This window comes from Prevotella sp. P6B1, assembly GCF_000702825.1.
Classification (GTDB): domain Bacteria; phylum Bacteroidota; class Bacteroidia; order Bacteroidales; family Bacteroidaceae; genus Prevotella.
On sequence record NZ_JNKF01000010.1, the window covers coordinates 536,651 to 553,164 of the forward strand.

Consider the following 16,514-nt stretch of genomic DNA (forward strand, 5'->3'; position numbering starts at 1 on the left):
GTTGATGTTATTGTTATTTGTTATTGATGAGTCTTACTTCGTATATCTCGCCTATCTGTTTCTTGGGTTTGGCCACAAACTTGATGCGGACCTGTTTCTTACCCTTCAGCAGCTGGGCTGGAATGGGATACTCCTCGTACTTGAATTCGGAGATGCGGTACTTACCTGTGTTGTTTACCGATGTCACCAGTACATCGTCGACCAGGATATCAAACTCGTGGCTCTTCCACTCGCCTACACCCCAGTATTTCAGTCGCAGGCTCAGGTCGGTCTGGTCGCCTGTCTGCATCAGGTAGCTGAAGTAATGGCCGTCGTTGGCATCGCGGAAGAACACATCGTTGGTATTGCCCACAAACGACTGGTCGGTCTCCATGAAGTGGTCTGACTCGGGCTGCTGCTCGCCTGGCTGCACCTTGTCGGTGGTGCGCGCCTCGAGTGCTTGGCGCTCCTGTTCCTGCTTGGCCAGGTTGGCCAGATAGCCCTTGTAGCTATCCTCGCTCAGCGCCAGCCAGTACATCATGTAGCGTGAGTCGTGCAGTTCGAAGAAGGGCATCAGCTCGTTGTGTATCTCGTTGACCATCTTGGTCTGCAGGGTGAAGTGCAAGGGTTTGCCGGCGATAGGTTGCAACTGGTCGGCAATGCCCTCGATATCGTTGTTGATCAGGATGGGGGCCTGGTCGATAGGCAGTTTCTTGCCCACTGCCAACTGACCGAAACGACTGTCGTCGGCTATCAGCATGGCCAGATCCTCTGTGCCTGTCTTCATGGCCAGCATAATCGGGCCGTGCATCAGGGCGATATACTGCGAGAGGTTAGGCATATACTTCACGCTGTTGTGCATGGGGAACTGGATATCGATGACGTCGCCCTTCTTCCATTGGCGGTCGATAGCCACATAGCTGGAAGGACCAGTGATGATGCTGACGGGTTTGCCGTTCACCTTGACGCTGAACTGGCCGGGCTTCACCCAGCCGGGGTAGCGCACCTGCAGGGCAAACTTGCCTTTGCCCTGAGTGATGGTGATCTTGCTGTTCTCGCTATAAGGGAAGTTGGTCTCCTGACGCAGCTGGATACCTTTCTGCTTCCAGTTCAGTTCAGAAGCCACGAAGAGGTTTACAAACAGAGCGTCGCCTTTGTGGGTATATACGAACTGACCGTACTTGCCATGGTTCTCCATACCTGTGCCCACACAGCACCACATGGCCTCGTTGGGGGCGGAGTAGTTGCGGTAGTGGCGCGGACGGGCTGAGGTGAAGTACACATAGCCGCCGTGCTCGGGATGCTGGGTAGAGAGGATGTGATTGAACATCGCCAGTTCGTAGAAGTCGGCAAAGCGGGCCTCTGGGTTGCGGCGATGCAGGTCCTCTGTCAGTTTCAGCATGTTATTGGTGTTGCAGCTCTCAGGCCCGTCGATATCCTCAACGAAGTCCTTACAGGCCTCCTTGCTGGGGAAGTGCTCACGGCGACTGTTACCGCCAAAGGCCAGCGAGCGCTCGCCCGTCACGATATCCCAGAAATAGGCGCCAGCGGTGTGGTAGGCCTCGTCGCCAGCCAGTTCGGCTATGCGTTCAAAGCCGATGACCTTGGGCACCTGGGTGTTGGCATGCATGTTGTCGAGCACATCGCGGCGCTGCATCAGCGGGTTGAGCAGACGGCGGTGTGAGAATCGCTTGGCTACATCGAGGTATTTCTTATCGCCTGTGATCGCATAGGCATCGGCCAGTACCTCGTTCATGCCGCCATGCTCGGTGTCGAGAGCGCGTTCCATCTGGGCATCGGTCAAGTCGGCTGTCAGGTCGATGGCCCAGTCGCAGAAGCCTAAGAAGAGCTGTTTGGCCTGCTCGTTGCCGCAGTAAACCCACGCATCGCGCAGACCGGCATACATCTTGTGTATATTATAGAATGGCACCCACGCACTGTGATAAGCGCCGAAGTCGCCCTTCTTGAAGTTACCCCACACACGGTCGCTGCCAGGCACGCCGCCCACATAGCCACGGCCCCAGGCGGGGTGGTTCTTGGCGTTGGCATCGGCACAGCGCTGCAGTTCGCTAATCCAGTATTCCATGCGCTGGCGGCATGCTTCATTGCCTGTAGCGGCATTGATGGCCATCGCGGTCAGATAATGTCCGCCCACATGTCCGTCGAGTCCGTCCCAGTTGGGGTACGACTTGGCCTTTGGCGTTAGGCCGGCCTCTTTCAGATAAGGTGCTAACAAACGGTCGTTGTCGTACTTCAACAGTACGTTGATGTTCAAGTCACGCGCGTGCTTCAACGGTCCGTCAAGTAGGGTTACATCTCCCAATGGGAATTCATCGGCATACAACCGATCCTGCGCATGAACGCTACCAGCTGCGACAAAAAGCAGCGAGGCGAGCAGCAGTCCATGCGAATGAGTCTTGAATAGGTACATCATGTTTGTTTATAAGTTGTTATTGATTCTTTCTGATGACGTGATACACATCTTCTATCTGGTGGGTAAAAGGTCCGGTGTGTTCCAGTTTCAGTGTACACATGGCAGCCGCAAACTGGCCGCTTTCGGCATAGCCCATGCCTCGTGCTCTGGCATAGAGATAGCCTGCGCTGTAGGTGTCGCCGCAACCTGTGGCATCAACGAGCTTGGTGGGGGCATAGGCCGGCGTCTCGTAGAAGCGGTCCTCGGCTAAGATCATCGAACCGCCACCGCCTAAGGTCACGATGACCTCACGCACGCCCCAGTCGTGTATCTGCTGGGCAGCTTCGTAGGGATCGGTCATGCCTGTCAGCGTCTGGCATTCCCATTCGTTCACCTTCAGGATGGCTGTGTGTTTCAGCAGACGCAGCTTGTCGGCCCATTCGCAGGCCTTCACTTCTTCGCCAACCACCTCTCTCAGGTAGCCCTGCACATCGATGCTCACATCGCCTTTGCTGGCTAAAAACTCCACAATCTCTGGTGCGAAATCGTCGGCCAACAGGGTGCCTAAGTGATATACACGCGCCTCCACATCCTTCAACTGGTTGAGTGTGAATGGGGCCGACTTGGCCAGCACCCGCTGGGTGCGGTTGTCCATGTTGGCGCCATATTTATTCTCGAAGAATACGTTGGTGTCGCTCTCGAAAGCCGTTACCTCGATACCTGCCTGACGCAGTTTCTCAACTTCGGGCATCACTTCCTGGCTCACCGAGGTGATCATGTGGAAGAGGATGTCGCTTGGCAGCGATGCAATGGCCCACGCCATATAGTAGGCTGAGCCGCCTGCACAGTGTGTGGTCATGGGCGGAACCTGCGTGATAATCCTATCGCGAGTGATGTGCCCGATACAACAAATGTCTGTCATTAAAATCGCCTTTTTTTAAATAATAACTTTTTTTCGCTTGCAAAGATAACTTTTTTTTTCTAAAAGTTTTGTTTTATTCGGAAAATATGCTATCTTTGCATCAATAATTTGGTACTACTAATTGCAATTAATGGTAAAACGTACACTTTTCTGGGTTTTTATGCTTAGCATGACGGTCTTTCCGGCATGGTCGCAGACGATATATGATGTGATGAGTTTTGGTGCCGTTGGCGATGGCGTGACCGATGATGCCGCTGCCATTCAGCGAGCTATCGATCAGTGCTCGGATGAGGGGGGCGGTCGTGTGCTGTTGCCACGCTGTCACACCTTCCTGGCTGGTCCTATCCAACTCAAGAGTCATGTGGAGCTATACCTGGAGGCTACCGCCACGCTCAAGGCCCATCCTGACGAGGCTATCTATCACCTGAGCGCCTTTGGTGAAAACCGGGGCGAGGGTATGCTGTGGCTCTGGGCAGCGCATGCTGAGAACATCAGCATCTGTGGTAAGGGTACCATTCATGGCAACGGCATTGCCTTTATGGGTGCCGAACTGAGCGACAGCTACGAGCTGAAGCCGCTGAAGGATCAGACTTTCGATCCCCGTCCGCATGTGCTCACGCTGACCGATGTGAAGCAGCTCACCATCCGTGATGTCACCATCAACGAGGGAGCCTATTGGACCGTTCACCTCATCGGTTGTGATGAGGCTGTGATCGATGGTATCAACCTGCTCAACAACCTGAAGATCCGTAATGGCGATGGCATCGATATCGACCACTCTAAGCATGTGCGTATCGCCAACTGTCATATCACCAGCGGCGATGACTGCATCTGTCTGAAGAACCGCAGGGAGTTCGAACAGTATGGCTCGTGCCATGATATCACCGTGACCAACTGCGTGATGTCGAGTCGTTCGTGTGCCATCAAGATTGGTAGCGAGAATATGGACTCTATCTACAATGTGGTGTTCGATAACTGTATCATCACCGGCTCTAACCGCGGCCTGGGCATCCAGAATCGCGATGAGGGTACCGTGACCGATGTGGTGTTCTCGAATATCCAGATGGACTGCCGCCTGTGGAGCGATGTGTGGTGGGGTAAGGCGGAGCCTATCTATGTGACCAGCTATCCCCGTGCCAATGGTAATCATAAGGATGCCAACTGGCGATTCCCCAAGGGGCAGATTGAAGGTAAGTGTGGCGAGGTGAGCCGCATCTACTTCAACAATATCACCGCTACCAGCGAGAACGGCTGCTTTGTGGGTGGTGACGAGCCCGGCAAGGTGAAGGACATCTATTTTAATAATGTACGCGTGCGACTGCTTGGTGAGGGGCAGCGCTACATGGATAAGCGTCCGTGTAAGGGCGAGGGCTTTGTTGAGGCCAGTCTCAAGGCCATGAGGCGCATGAAGGTGCCCCTGCTAACCGAACATGCCACTGTTTATATGTAATCATACTAAGAATAAATATTTTTTTACTAACTTTTAATTTTAAATTATGCAAAAGATCCTAAATCTCAAACAAGGAATGCAGAAGACCATGTTTTTTGTGTTCTTTCTGTTGTGCAGTACAGTGATGCTGGCACAGAACAAGGTGTCGGGAACTGTACTGGACGCAACTGGTGAACCTCTGATTGGCGTAAGCGTTCTGGAGGCTGGAACCAACAATGGTGTTGTTACCGATTTCGAAGGTCAATTTACACTGACCGTAAAACAAGGTGCTAAACTTACATTCTCGTATGTAGGTTATCTTACACAGACTCTTGCCGCTGCCAACGGCATGAAGGTTACACTTCAGGAGGACAACAAGGTGCTGAACGAAGTTGTAGTAGTTGGTTATGGTACCATGCGCCGTAAGGACGTTACCTCATCTATCACAACCGTTAAGGCCGAGGATCTGAACCGTGGTGTATTTACCGATCCAGGTCAGATGCTGCAGGGTAAGGTGCCCGGACTAGTTGTTTCTTCAACAGCCGACCCAAATGGTTCACCTACCATCACACTGCGTGGTGCATCTACACTGCGTTCAGGTGCTATGTCGCCATACTATGTTGTAGATGGTATTCCTGGTGTTGATATCTCTATCGTTTCACCAGACGATATCGAGAGCATCGATGTGCTGCGTGATGCTACTGCTACCGCTATCTATGGTTCTAAGGCTGCTAATGGTGTAATCATTATCACCACCAAGAAGGGTGATAAAGATAGAACCAATGTAACTTATAATGGTTATGTGGCATTCGACAATATCCTGAAGAAGTACGATGTGGCTACTGCTGCAGAATTGCGTGAGTACGCCTCGAAAAATGGTGTTACTCTTAAGGATGGAGGCGCAAATGTTGATTGGCAGAAGGAAGTGCTGCGTACAGGTATTAGCCATAATCATAACTTAGGTATTACTGGTGGAAATGGTCGTACCAACTATATGATTAGTGGTAACCTGATGAAGCGTGAAGGTGTTATTAAGATGACAGGTATGGATCGTTTCAATTTACGTTCACTTGTTTCTACTAAGACGCTGAAGGATCGCCTCACTCTGTCGATGAGTTTGAATGCTATGTATGGTAAGCACTTTGGTGTGCCTACAGGTGACAAGGGTGCTTCTGTTCTCGATGCGATGAACTACTACTCGCCAACCAATCCTATCAGAGAAGCTGATGGAACTTGGTCAATTGGTAAGGGATCAAAGAACTACAACCCACTGGCTCTGATGGAGGAGAATATCTCTGAGACCATCTGGAAGCGTAATCAGTTTATTGGTAAGGCCACTCTCGAGATCATCAAGGGCCTCCTCTGGAATGTAAACTACTCTTGGAGCAACTACCAGAGCACATATAGCGCATATAACACCCGTAACTCTCAGATTGAGGGTATTGGTAACAAGAATGGTCAGGCCAGCCGTAATACCTACTTCGGACGCGAGCAGACCTTTGAGACCTATCTGAACTACGGCTTCACAACAGGTAAGCACAAGGTTGACCTGATGGCTGGTTACACTTGGGAAAAGAAGAAGAACAATGATGGCTTTGGTCTGAGTGTTGAGGGTTATTATAATGATGACCTGACATGGTATAATATGGCGTATGCCCAGACTATCCTTGGCGTTCAGAACTCTGTATCAAGCGGCTATGTTGAGAATGTAAAGAACATCTCGTTCTATGGACGTGCCAACTACTCGTTCGATAGCCGCTACATGCTGCAGGCTACTATTCGTCGTGATGGTTCTTCAGTATTCGGTAAGAATAACCGTTGGGGTACCTTCCCATCAGTATCAGCTGCATGGAACATCACAGAGGAGAGCTTCATGAAGAATCAGAAGATTTTTGATAACCTGAAGTTGCGTGCTGGTTATGGTGTATCAGGTAATGCTATGGGATTCGATATTTATTCTTCATACGAAACTTATGGAGCTTCTGGTACATTTAAATACGATGGCAAGACCTATCGTACTTATGGTGCTACCAAGAATGCTAACCCTGACTTGAAGTGGGAATCAACATCGATGTTGAACATCGGTTTGGACTTTGCTTTCTTGAGAGGCCGCATTAATGGTACTATCGAGGTTTATAATAAGAAAACTAAGGATCTGATCTGGGGCTATCCTGTTTCTACTACAGAACATGTATACGGTTATATGGATGCCAATGTGGGTGAGATGACCAATAAGGGTATTGAGTTCTCGATTAATGCCGTTCCTGTTCGCACTAAGAACTTTACATGGAGCACCACTATCAACCTGTCGCATAATAAGAACAGAGTTGACAAAATGCAGAACGAGACCTATCATACAACTAACCTGTCTCAGGGTGATCCTGACGTAGCTGGTGTTTCTGCTGATGGATGGACCCAGCGTATTATGGAGGGTGAGTCTATTGGTACATTCTATACCTATCAGTATGCAGGTACAGTTAATGGCCGTTCAGAGTATTATGTATTGGACGAGAATGGTAATCGTACAGGCGAAACCACAAATAACCCAAGTCTGAAGGATCGTTCTATTACAGGTTGTGCACAGCCTAAGCTGAATGCAGGTTGGAATAATACCCTGACTTATAAGGATTGGAGTTTGAACGCCTTTATTACTGGCGTATTCGGCAATGATGTTTACAACAGCCCACGTGCTCACTACACCAGTGCACAGTTGTTCTCTGATGGAAAGAACGTGCTGAAGGAGTTCCTGTCGTTCCCAGCTGGTGATGCTTCTGGTTCACTCCCATCTGACCGTTGGATTGAAAAGGGTACCTATGTTCGTCTGCAGTCTCTCTCTCTGAGCTACACATTCCGTAACTGTTTCAACAACTGGATTCAGGATCTTACCCTCTATGGTACAGCTAACAACCTTCTTACTATCACCAACTACAAGGGACTCGATCCTGAGGTTAACCTCGGTGGTATCGACCCTGGTATTGATTACCGTTGGAGCCGTTTCCCACACGCTCGTACCTTCATGGTTGGTGTGAAGATTAACTTTGGCGATGGCAAGAAGAAATAAAGTTATTATCATTTAATAAGATTCAAGTATTATGAAACTAAATAAAGTATTCCTTGCAGCTGGCATGTTTGCCGTAGCACTTACCAGTTGTACAGATTTGGATGTAAATCCGAATTCTCAATACACAGAAGACCCCAGTAAGAATTCTGGTATTGACCCAATGATCATGGTAGAGGCCAAGATGTCAGATGTATATTTCCACTTGTCTGGTACTCTTGGTCGCCGATACATGGAAGCACAGTGCCTTGCTTCGGATGAGTTTACGTCTCTGGCTTTTGATGGTGGTTACTATGATAGTGGAACATATGCTCATCAGGCTCTTCATGATAGTAGAGCAACTGATGCTTCGCTCGATTGGTATTCTGAACTCACATCAGGTATCACGAAGGTGAATACCATTCTCGCAGAACTCAGTGGTGCTTCTGCTCAAATGACAGCTCCTGCCCGTGCTATGCGTGCTTATTTCACATGGGTACTGATGGATAACTTTGGTGACACTCCTATCCTTGAGAAGGTTCCTGCCGAAGGTGAGGTTGTTGCCCGTTCTCCACGTAAGGAAGTTGCCGAATGGATTGAAAGTGAGCTTCTTGAAATCATTCCTTCGCTGACAGATGAATTAACAGAGAATACATACGGTAAGCCAACAAAATACATGGCTCAAGCATTATTGGCTAAACTTTACATCAACTGGGCTGTTTATACAGCAGAGTCGGTTGATCAGTATGATGCAGCAACTGCTGCCAATCCGAAGCTTGATGCCTGCGTTGAGGTTTGTGATGAGATTATCAATAGCGCTAAGTTCAACCTCGGTTCTGTTGATTATCTTCACAAGTTCTCTTATGACAATGGTTCTCACGTAGAAGACTTTATCTATGTTATGCCTTATGATGTACTCACCCTTCCTGGTATGCAGTACGCTCGTCCTCGCTCGTTTAAGCAGATGAAGGGATTACTCCCCAACTATTATGGCTCAACTGAAAAATTCACTAATTCGTTTGGTGGAAACATGGTTGTGACACCTGAGTTTGCTAAGTTGTTCTGTCTCGATGGCGACATCCGTAACCTCTGTATTCTGCGTGGTGATGTTTACAATCGCGATCCTAAGACGCTGAAACCAACTACAGAGCCATTTATGTATAATGGTAAGCAAGTTCATTTTACAGAAGACATCACACTCATTAAGGAGGATAATACTATTGATGTTGGTAATGACGATAATGCTCTTCAGCAGGGTTGCCACTCAATCAAGTGGTTCCTCATCCCAGGTGACTACAATGTAAAATACGATCCTGGTAATAAAGAAGGACGTAGCCAGTCGAATGATCTTCCCATCTTCCGTTATGCTGATATCCTGTTGATGAAGGCTGAGGCACTCACACGCATTGGAAAGGGTGGAGCCAAGGATCTCTTCAATCAGATTCGTACCTATGCTGGTGCTCCACAGATTGCTGCAGAACCTACACTCGACGAAATCTATCAGGAGCGTGGTCGTGAGTTCTTCGACGAGAACTGGCGCCGTAACGATATGATTCGCTTCGGTCACTTCGAGGACGAGTTCTTCCCTCACTACAAGAACTTCCCTGATGCTAATTTCGATAAGCGTCATCGTATCTTCCCTATAGAGCAGGAAATGCTTGACCTGAACCCAGGTTGGAAGCAGAACCCTGGTTATTAATCTGAATACATACTGATTAGTAATATTCCCTAAACTTCGGGCGGAGATGAATCACATCCCCGCCCGATTATTTATATGTATTGATCATATATCTGTATCTCATGTTTTCAACATCCTCATCGACTATCATGGGGCGGAAGTCGGGAGCTGCGAGGGTGAGGTGGATGTTTTTGAGGGTGATGCCGTTGATATGGCGGAGGTAGAAGCCCCAGGCGGGGAGTTCGCCAAACATGGTGAACTCAGGGTATTTCTGAATCTGCTCGGGTACATCGTGCTTACGCCAAAGGGGCACATAGGCCATGCCTTTGGTGGCGCGACCTGGGTAGTGGATGTTGATGTCCTCGAGTGTGATATGCTCGATGCGATTGCCGGGAATGCCGCAGATACTGCTGGGGAAGGGGTTGTGGAAGAAATCGACCTCAGGACCACGCAGGTCGTAGGCTTCATCAGGACGACCAAAAGGCACTTCGCAATAAAGGTCGCGGATGGTGATATTCCTGATTGTACCCTTGCGCTGGCCTGCCCGCTGTCCTAATCGCACAAAAATAGGATTGCCGGTATTTGTGGCATTGATGCGTTCTACAAGAATGCTATCTATCTGTGCGCCATCTACGCTCTCGATGGCGATGGCCGAGCGGAAGGTGTCGCGTACTTTGATATCATGCACATAGACCTTGCGGAAGCCGCCCCACGAGGCGGTGCCGAACTTTACAGCCGAGGCGCTACTGCAGATGTTTAAGTGGGCTATCTCGATGTCGTAGCACTCGCTATCGACGTGATAGGACTTCAGGCATACGCCATCGTCGGCAGAGTTGATATTGCAGTCGGTCACCTTCACATGTTGGCAATCGGTCAGGTCGATACCGTCATTATTCCAATAGGCGCGATTCTCGATGTTGAGGTCTTTCAGTGTGATCTGTTGGCAAAGGTGGAATGAGAGCCCCCAGTTGGCACTGCTCTTCAGTGTCATACCCTTCACCGTGATGTCCTTGCTGCGGTAGATGAAGAACAGCTTGGGGCGTGCCAGCTCGCTGGGGCGCTGGCGGCGCAGGTTGTAGTGGGGGTCGATGCGTTCGCCTGTATGATGCAGACTGTCGATGTTCAGCGCTAACTGCAGCCCCTGTCCGTCAATCAGTCCCTTACCTGTGATGGCTATATGTTCGGCCTCATTGGCCATCAGCAGCGCCATGGCGGCGTTGTCGCCCCGCTGGTCATCGGTCTGTGCTATCTGCATCGGCTGGTAGTCGTAGGGATTGGTGCTGCCTAACAGAGTGGCGCCTTCCTCGAACTCGAGGGTAACACCCGAGCGGAGCATCAGTCCGCCTGTGAGATAGCGTCCTGCCTTAAGCACCAATGTGCCGCCGCCTTTCTTGGCGATGCGGTCGATGCCTTGTTGCAACTGGGGGGTACAGAGCGCTTGTCCGCTGGCATCCAGATGCAGATCCTTGGAAGTCAGGGTGACCTTGGCCAGAGTCGAGCCTGGCAGAATGGCCATCATAGCGCAGACGAAATGGACAAAACATGTTCTCATGGTTGCAAAGATAGCCATTTTTGTTGAATGTTGTGTTGTTTTTCACATTTATTCTTATCATTTTGTTGGCGTTTCAGATATTTTTTTGTACATTTGCAAAGTGAATATAAAGATTAGGTTATTCGTCGCATTGATAGTTCTGGCAGCTTGTATGCCTATCGTGGCGCAGAAGACTCACAACGAAAAGATTATCTTCACGCCACAATGGACGGCGCATGCCCAGTTTGCCGGCTATTATGTAGCCTTGGAGAAGGGTTTCTACAAGGCGGCAGGGGTTGATGTGGAAATAGTTCATCCGTCTTTATCACAGACCGTGATAGACCGTCTGCGCAACAATGAGAGTCATGCCACCACCATGCAGCTTTGTCAGGCCATGGAGATTGTCGACAATGGTATCCCCTTGGTGAACATCCTTCAGACATCGATGAATAACGCCACCGTCATTGTATCGCGACGTGATAAGGATCCGCTGACTCAGAAGGGAGCCCGTGTGGGTATCTGGCAGGCCGGCTTTGGCCAGGTGGCTGTGTGTATGAGTCGTAAGGAGCATCTGAACTACCAGTGGATCCGCTTTACCACCAATTTCGACTTGTTTGTGAAGGGTGCCATCGACGGTACGCTGGCCATGAGCTATAATGAGTATTATCAACTGATGCAGATGGGCTTTACGTTTACGGAAAAGAACGTATATCGTTTCTGCGATCATGGCTATAATATTCAGGAGGACGGTGTTTACATGCGTCGCGACTATTACGAGACGCATAAGGCGCAGGCCCGCAAGTTTGCCCAGGCCAGTCGCAGGGGATGGGAATGGGCTTCGGCTCATCCTGAGGAAACGGTGGATATCGTGATGAAATATTGTCGCGAGAATCATATCATCACCAACCGCGTACTGCAGCGACTGATGTTGAAGGAGATCCTGAGATTACAGATTGACCGCGAATCGAAGAAGCGCGAGTTCCGTCTGCGTCCTGATATGGTGAAGTTGGCCAGCAAGCTGATGCTGGAGAACGAGATGCTGAAAAAGGAAGTTACCTACGAACAACTCATAGCGAGATAGCTGTATGATTAACCCGATGACATATGTCCGCCAGTCGATTACCAAGAGGCTTAGCATCTTGATAGTGTTCATTGCTACCATCATCTTTGTGGCAGCGATAGGATATATGTTCTTCGAATCGCGTCAGGCCGTCCGTGAGGAGGCTATCAGTCGTGCTACTGAGACGTTGGATAATACCGTGCTCCGTGTGAATGGTCTGCTCGACCGTGTGGTCATTGCTACGGAGAACTTTGAATGGTTGCCAGTGCGTCATCTGGATAAGCCCGACTCGATGTTTACCTATTCGGCGCGTATCCTGAGGTGCAATCCTGACCTGAATGGTTGTTCAATCGCCTTTGAGCCTGATTTCTTTAAGAGTAAAGGACGTTACTTCTCGGCTTACAGCTATAATAATAAAGGTACGATTGAGACAACACAGGAGGGTAACGACCAGTATCAGTATTTCTATATGGACTGGTATCAGTTGGTGAAACTGCTTGATGGCCCCAGTTGGGTGGAGCCCTTTATGGATTATAATCCGGAGGACATCTATGCAGAGGAGATTATCGCCTCGTACTGTAAACCGCTCAAAGACGAGAAAGGTACCTATGTAGGCACTATCTCGGTGGATATCTCGATGGAGTGGATATCGGAGGTGATATCGAAAGTGAAACCCTATCCCAATTCCTACAGTATCATGATTGGTCAGGGAGGTACCTACTTTGTGCATCCTGATACCACGAAGCTGCTCCATGAGACGATATACACCCCGACTTTGGAACATCCTGACACCGCCTTGACCGCTCTTGGACATGCCATGCAGCGTGGTGAGCAGGGCATGCGCCAGCTGAAGTTTGAAGGACAGGACTGTTATGTGTTCTACAAGCCACTCGGTTCTACAGGTTGGAGTGTGGCTATTGTCTGCCCTGAAAGTGACATTTTTGGCAGTTACAACCGATTGTACCGAATCGTGATAGCCATCGTGGTGGTGGGACTGCTGCTGATGCGCTTTGTGTTCAGTCGTGTCATCAAACGTGAGCTGAATCCCCTTCATACCTTAGCGTTACAGGCTGAGACGATAGCCTCGGGCCAGTTCGACCAGACGCTGCCTGATGATAAGCGTATCGACGAGATAGGTAAGCTGAACCATTCGTTCAGCAATATGCAGCAATCGTTGGTCAACTATATCGACGAGTTAAAACGCTCTACTGCCCAGAAAGCGTCTATCGAGAGTGAGCTGAAGGTGGCGAGTGATATACAGATGGGAATGATTCCCAGAGTGTTCCCACCGTTCCCAGAGCGTCATGATATCGACCTCTATGCTTCGATGACGCCTGCCAAGGTAGTAGGTGGCGACCTCTACGACTATTTTATTCAGGATGAGCGACTCTACTTCTGTGTAGGCGACGTGTCGGGTAAGGGTATCCCAGCCGCGATGTTCATGGCCATCACCCGTGATTTGTTCCGTATCATTGCCCAGCAGAACCATTCGCCTTGGGATGTGGCTACGCAGATGAACTCTTTCCTGGTGAAGGATAACGAGCAGAGTATGTTTGTGACGATGTTTATCGGAATGATCGACTTGCGCAGAGGGTGCATGGAGTTCTGTAACTGCGGCCATAATCTGCCTATCCTTGACGGACAGTTCATGGAGATTAAGGATTGTAACCAACCTCTTGGACTGTGGGAGTGTAAAGCCTTTAAGGGTGAGGTCATTGAGGATATCCGTGACAAACGGCTGTTGTTCTATACCGACGGACTGAACGAAGCTGAGAATATGCAAAAGGATCGACTGGGCGACGACCAGCTGTTGGCGCTGATGGCCGATACCGATCAGATGGACTCGGAGCAGATTATTAATAGACTAAAGAACGCTGTAATCAATCATCGCGCTGGCGCAGAGCCTAATGACGACATGACACTACTGTGCTTGTCGATCAAGACCTTGTAATGGCCGTTTTGAACAAATCGAACAGGATTTGAACGAATCGGAAAGCCAACGGCGCTTTTTGAACAACATCGAAAATTAAACGAACGCAGCAGAAAGACGGTTTGAGTTCGGCTTTGTAATTTTGCATCCGGAAACCAGAATTCTAAAGTAACTAAAAAATAAAATTAACAATGAAAATTTCGTTTCATCAAATTAGTTTGGTTGTAGTAGCTGTGATTTCTTCACTTGGCTGCAGCATTAGCGTGTCGGCCCAGCAGCTAAGGGCAGAAAACATCGACGAGGTAATCAAGGCGTTAACCCTCGAAGAGAAATGCCACTTAGTGCTGGGACGCGGCATGCACTTCAACGACGAGGCTAAATTCCCAGGTACGGCAGGCAGTACTTTCTCTGTAGAGCGTTTGGGAATACCTGAGACTTATTGCGCTGACTCTCAGCAGGGCTTGCGCATGAACGCTACACGTGCGTGGGATCATAACGATTATTATCCTACCGACTTTGTGGCTTCGATGACTTTGGCTTCGACATGGGATCGTGAGGCCGCCTTCAAGGTTGGACAAGGTATCGGTAACGAGGTGCGCGAGTTCGGGCTCGACTGGATTCTCTCACCTGCCATGAACCTTATCCGTAACCCGCTGTGTGGTCGTAACCACGAGTATTACTCTGAGGATCCTTATCTGTCGGGTACCATTGCGGCTGGTTATGTACGTGGTGTGCAGAGCGAAGGTACGGCTGCCTGTCCCAAGCACTTTGTGGCTAACAATCAGGAGACAAACCGTAATAACAATATCTCTCAGGTGTCGCAGCGAGCTCTGCGTGAGATCTACCTGAAGGCTTTTGAGATCATGGTGAAGGAGAGCAATCCCTGGACTATCATGACCTCGTATAATAAATTGAATGGTCCATACGCTGTGCAGAACCGTGAACTGCTGACCACTATTGTTCGTGATGAGTGGGGATGGAAGGGTATGTTCGTATCTGACTGGAACGCTGGTGATAATGCGGTGGCTGCTATGCTCGCAGGCAACGATATGTTGCAACCAGGACAGCCCAAGCAGTATCAGGCTATCCTTGAAGCTGCCAAGAGTGGAAAGTTGCCCATGGAAGTGCTCGATGCCAACGTGAAGCGTATATTAGAATATGTGGTAAAGACTCATAACTTTAAAGGCTATCAATATCACAACGAGCCCAATCTGAAGGCGCACGCCCAGATAGTTCGTGAGGTAGGCGCTGATGGTATCGTATTGTTGAAAAACAGTGGTATCCTGCCTCTGACAGGAAAGCGTGTAGCACTATTCGGATGTACCTCGTATGACTGGATTTCTGGTGGTTCGGGTTTTGGTGGTACCTCAGTGGGGCACTATACCGTATCGCTGGTTGAGGGTATGCGTTCGGCTGGTTACGAGGTTTACAAGCCATTGATTCGTACTTATACCCAGCATATTGCTGCCGAGGAGAAACGTCTGTTCCCCAACGGTCGTCCTCCCTTCTCGCTAATGCCACCAGCACGTGCCGACGAGAAGCAGTTTACTGCCGACGAGCTGAATGCTGCTATCGAGGGTAGTGATGTGGCTATCATCTCATTAGGTCGTAAGAGTGGTGAGGCTGCCGATCGCAGCGAGAGTGACTTCTATCTGAAAGAGGGTGAGGCCAAACTGATCAAAGCTGTAAGTGAGGCCTATCACGCCAAAGGAAAGCAAGTGATTGTACTGCTCGATATCTGTAGTCCTATCGACGTGGCTTCTTGGCAGGATCAGATCGACGCATTGGTTTGCACCTGGCAGGGTGGTCAGGAGAGTGGCTTTGCTGTGGCTGATGTGCTTTCCGGAAAGGTAAATCCTTCAGGAAAGTTGCCTATGACCTTCCAGATTAAATATGGTGATGCCTATGCTGATAAGAACTTCCCCAGCAATGTTGATGACAAGACCTTAGGTGCCATGTTTATGTGGGGCTATAACAAGGATAAGGCACCCAAGGAGCGTACGCCTCAGGCAAACATCGACTTCACCAACTATGAGGAGGATATCTATGTAGGCTACCGCTATTTCGACAGTTTTGGCAAGCCAGTGGCTTATCCATTCGGATTCGGACTGAGCTACACCACCTTTGCTTATGAGAATATGAGCGTGAGCGAGGCCAATGGCATCTATACTGTAAAGGTAGATGTGAAGAATACTGGTAAAAAGGCTGGTCGCAACGTGGTAGAGCTCTTTGTGGCTGCTCCTAATAGCAAGAAACTGAACAAGCCGGCAAAGGAACTGCGTAACTATGCTAAGACGCGTTTGCTGCAGCCTGGTCAGACAGAGACTGTAACCATGCAGGTGAAGGCAGAAGATTTAGCCTCGTTTAATGAGAAAGCCTCGGCTTGGAAGACCGATGCAGGTCGCTACGACTTTCTGATCTGTTCATCGGCCAGCGATGTTGAGGCAAAGGCTTCGGCTCCTGTCAAGGCTTGGACCAAGAAGGTGAACAACGTGATGAAACCCAATGTGAAACTGAATCTGCTGCGTAGATAAT

The 16,514-nt window shown here is 49.4% G+C and carries 9 protein-coding genes; 6 read left to right on the forward strand and 3 right to left on the reverse strand.

The genetic code is table 11. The features are described from left to right. Positions 1–13: 13 nt before the first annotated feature. Positions 14–2,413 (reverse strand): glycoside hydrolase family 127 protein, encoded by a 2,400-nt coding sequence (locus T495_RS0103170; protein ID WP_231495035.1) that lies wholly within the window; start codon positions 2,411–2,413, stop codon positions 14–16. Positions 2,414–2,429: 16 nt separating this feature from the next. Continuing rightward, positions 2,430–3,314 carry a PfkB family carbohydrate kinase gene (locus T495_RS0103175; RefSeq protein WP_033147539.1) on the reverse strand — a complete coding sequence of 295 codons (885 nt, stop codon included), beginning with the start codon at positions 3,312–3,314 and terminating at the stop codon, positions 2,430–2,432. 160 nt (positions 3,315–3,474) lie between these two features. Between T495_RS0103175 and T495_RS0103180 the strand changes: the two genes are divergently transcribed. From T495_RS0103180 to T495_RS0103190, 3 genes are read left to right on the forward strand one after another with little or no spacing between them, the layout of a single operon-like run. Further along, complete coding sequence (locus T495_RS0103180; RefSeq protein WP_051651843.1) at positions 3,475–4,764, forward strand: glycoside hydrolase family 28 protein; 1,290 nt, start codon at positions 3,475–3,477, stop codon at positions 4,762–4,764. A gap of 46 nt (positions 4,765–4,810) precedes the next feature. Further along, positions 4,811–7,804 (forward strand): TonB-dependent receptor, encoded by a 2,994-nt coding sequence (locus T495_RS0103185; protein ID WP_033147541.1) that lies wholly within the window; start codon positions 4,811–4,813, stop codon positions 7,802–7,804. 31 nt (positions 7,805–7,835) lie between these two features. Beyond that, entirely contained in the window at positions 7,836–9,479 is a 1,644-nt protein-coding gene (locus T495_RS0103190; RefSeq protein ID WP_033147542.1) for a RagB/SusD family nutrient uptake outer membrane protein, read from the forward strand. 67 nt (positions 9,480–9,546) lie between these two features. Here the strand turns inward: T495_RS0103190 and T495_RS0103195 are convergent, their stop codons facing one another. Next, positions 9,547–11,028 (reverse strand): glycoside hydrolase family 28 protein, encoded by a 1,482-nt coding sequence (locus T495_RS0103195; protein WP_231495036.1) that lies wholly within the window; start codon positions 11,026–11,028, stop codon positions 9,547–9,549. An 82-nt stretch (positions 11,029–11,110) separates the two neighbouring features. On the opposite strand from T495_RS0103195, the gene T495_RS0103200 reads away from it, so the two are divergent. From T495_RS0103200 to T495_RS0103210, 3 genes are all read left to right on the forward strand, one after another. Continuing rightward, positions 11,111–12,070, forward strand: a complete 960-nt coding sequence (locus tag T495_RS0103200) for an ABC transporter substrate-binding protein (protein WP_155950033.1) — start codon at positions 11,111–11,113, stop codon at positions 12,068–12,070. A 16-nt stretch (positions 12,071–12,086) separates the two neighbouring features. Beyond that, positions 12,087–14,000: a SpoIIE family protein phosphatase gene (locus tag T495_RS0103205; RefSeq protein WP_033147544.1), complete on the forward strand. Its 1,914-nt coding sequence runs from the start codon at positions 12,087–12,089 to the stop codon at positions 13,998–14,000. A gap of 170 nt (positions 14,001–14,170) precedes the next feature. After that, entirely contained in the window at positions 14,171–16,513 is a 2,343-nt protein-coding gene (locus T495_RS0103210) for a glycoside hydrolase family 3 protein (protein WP_033147545.1), read from the forward strand. Position 16,514: the final 1 nt, after the last annotated feature.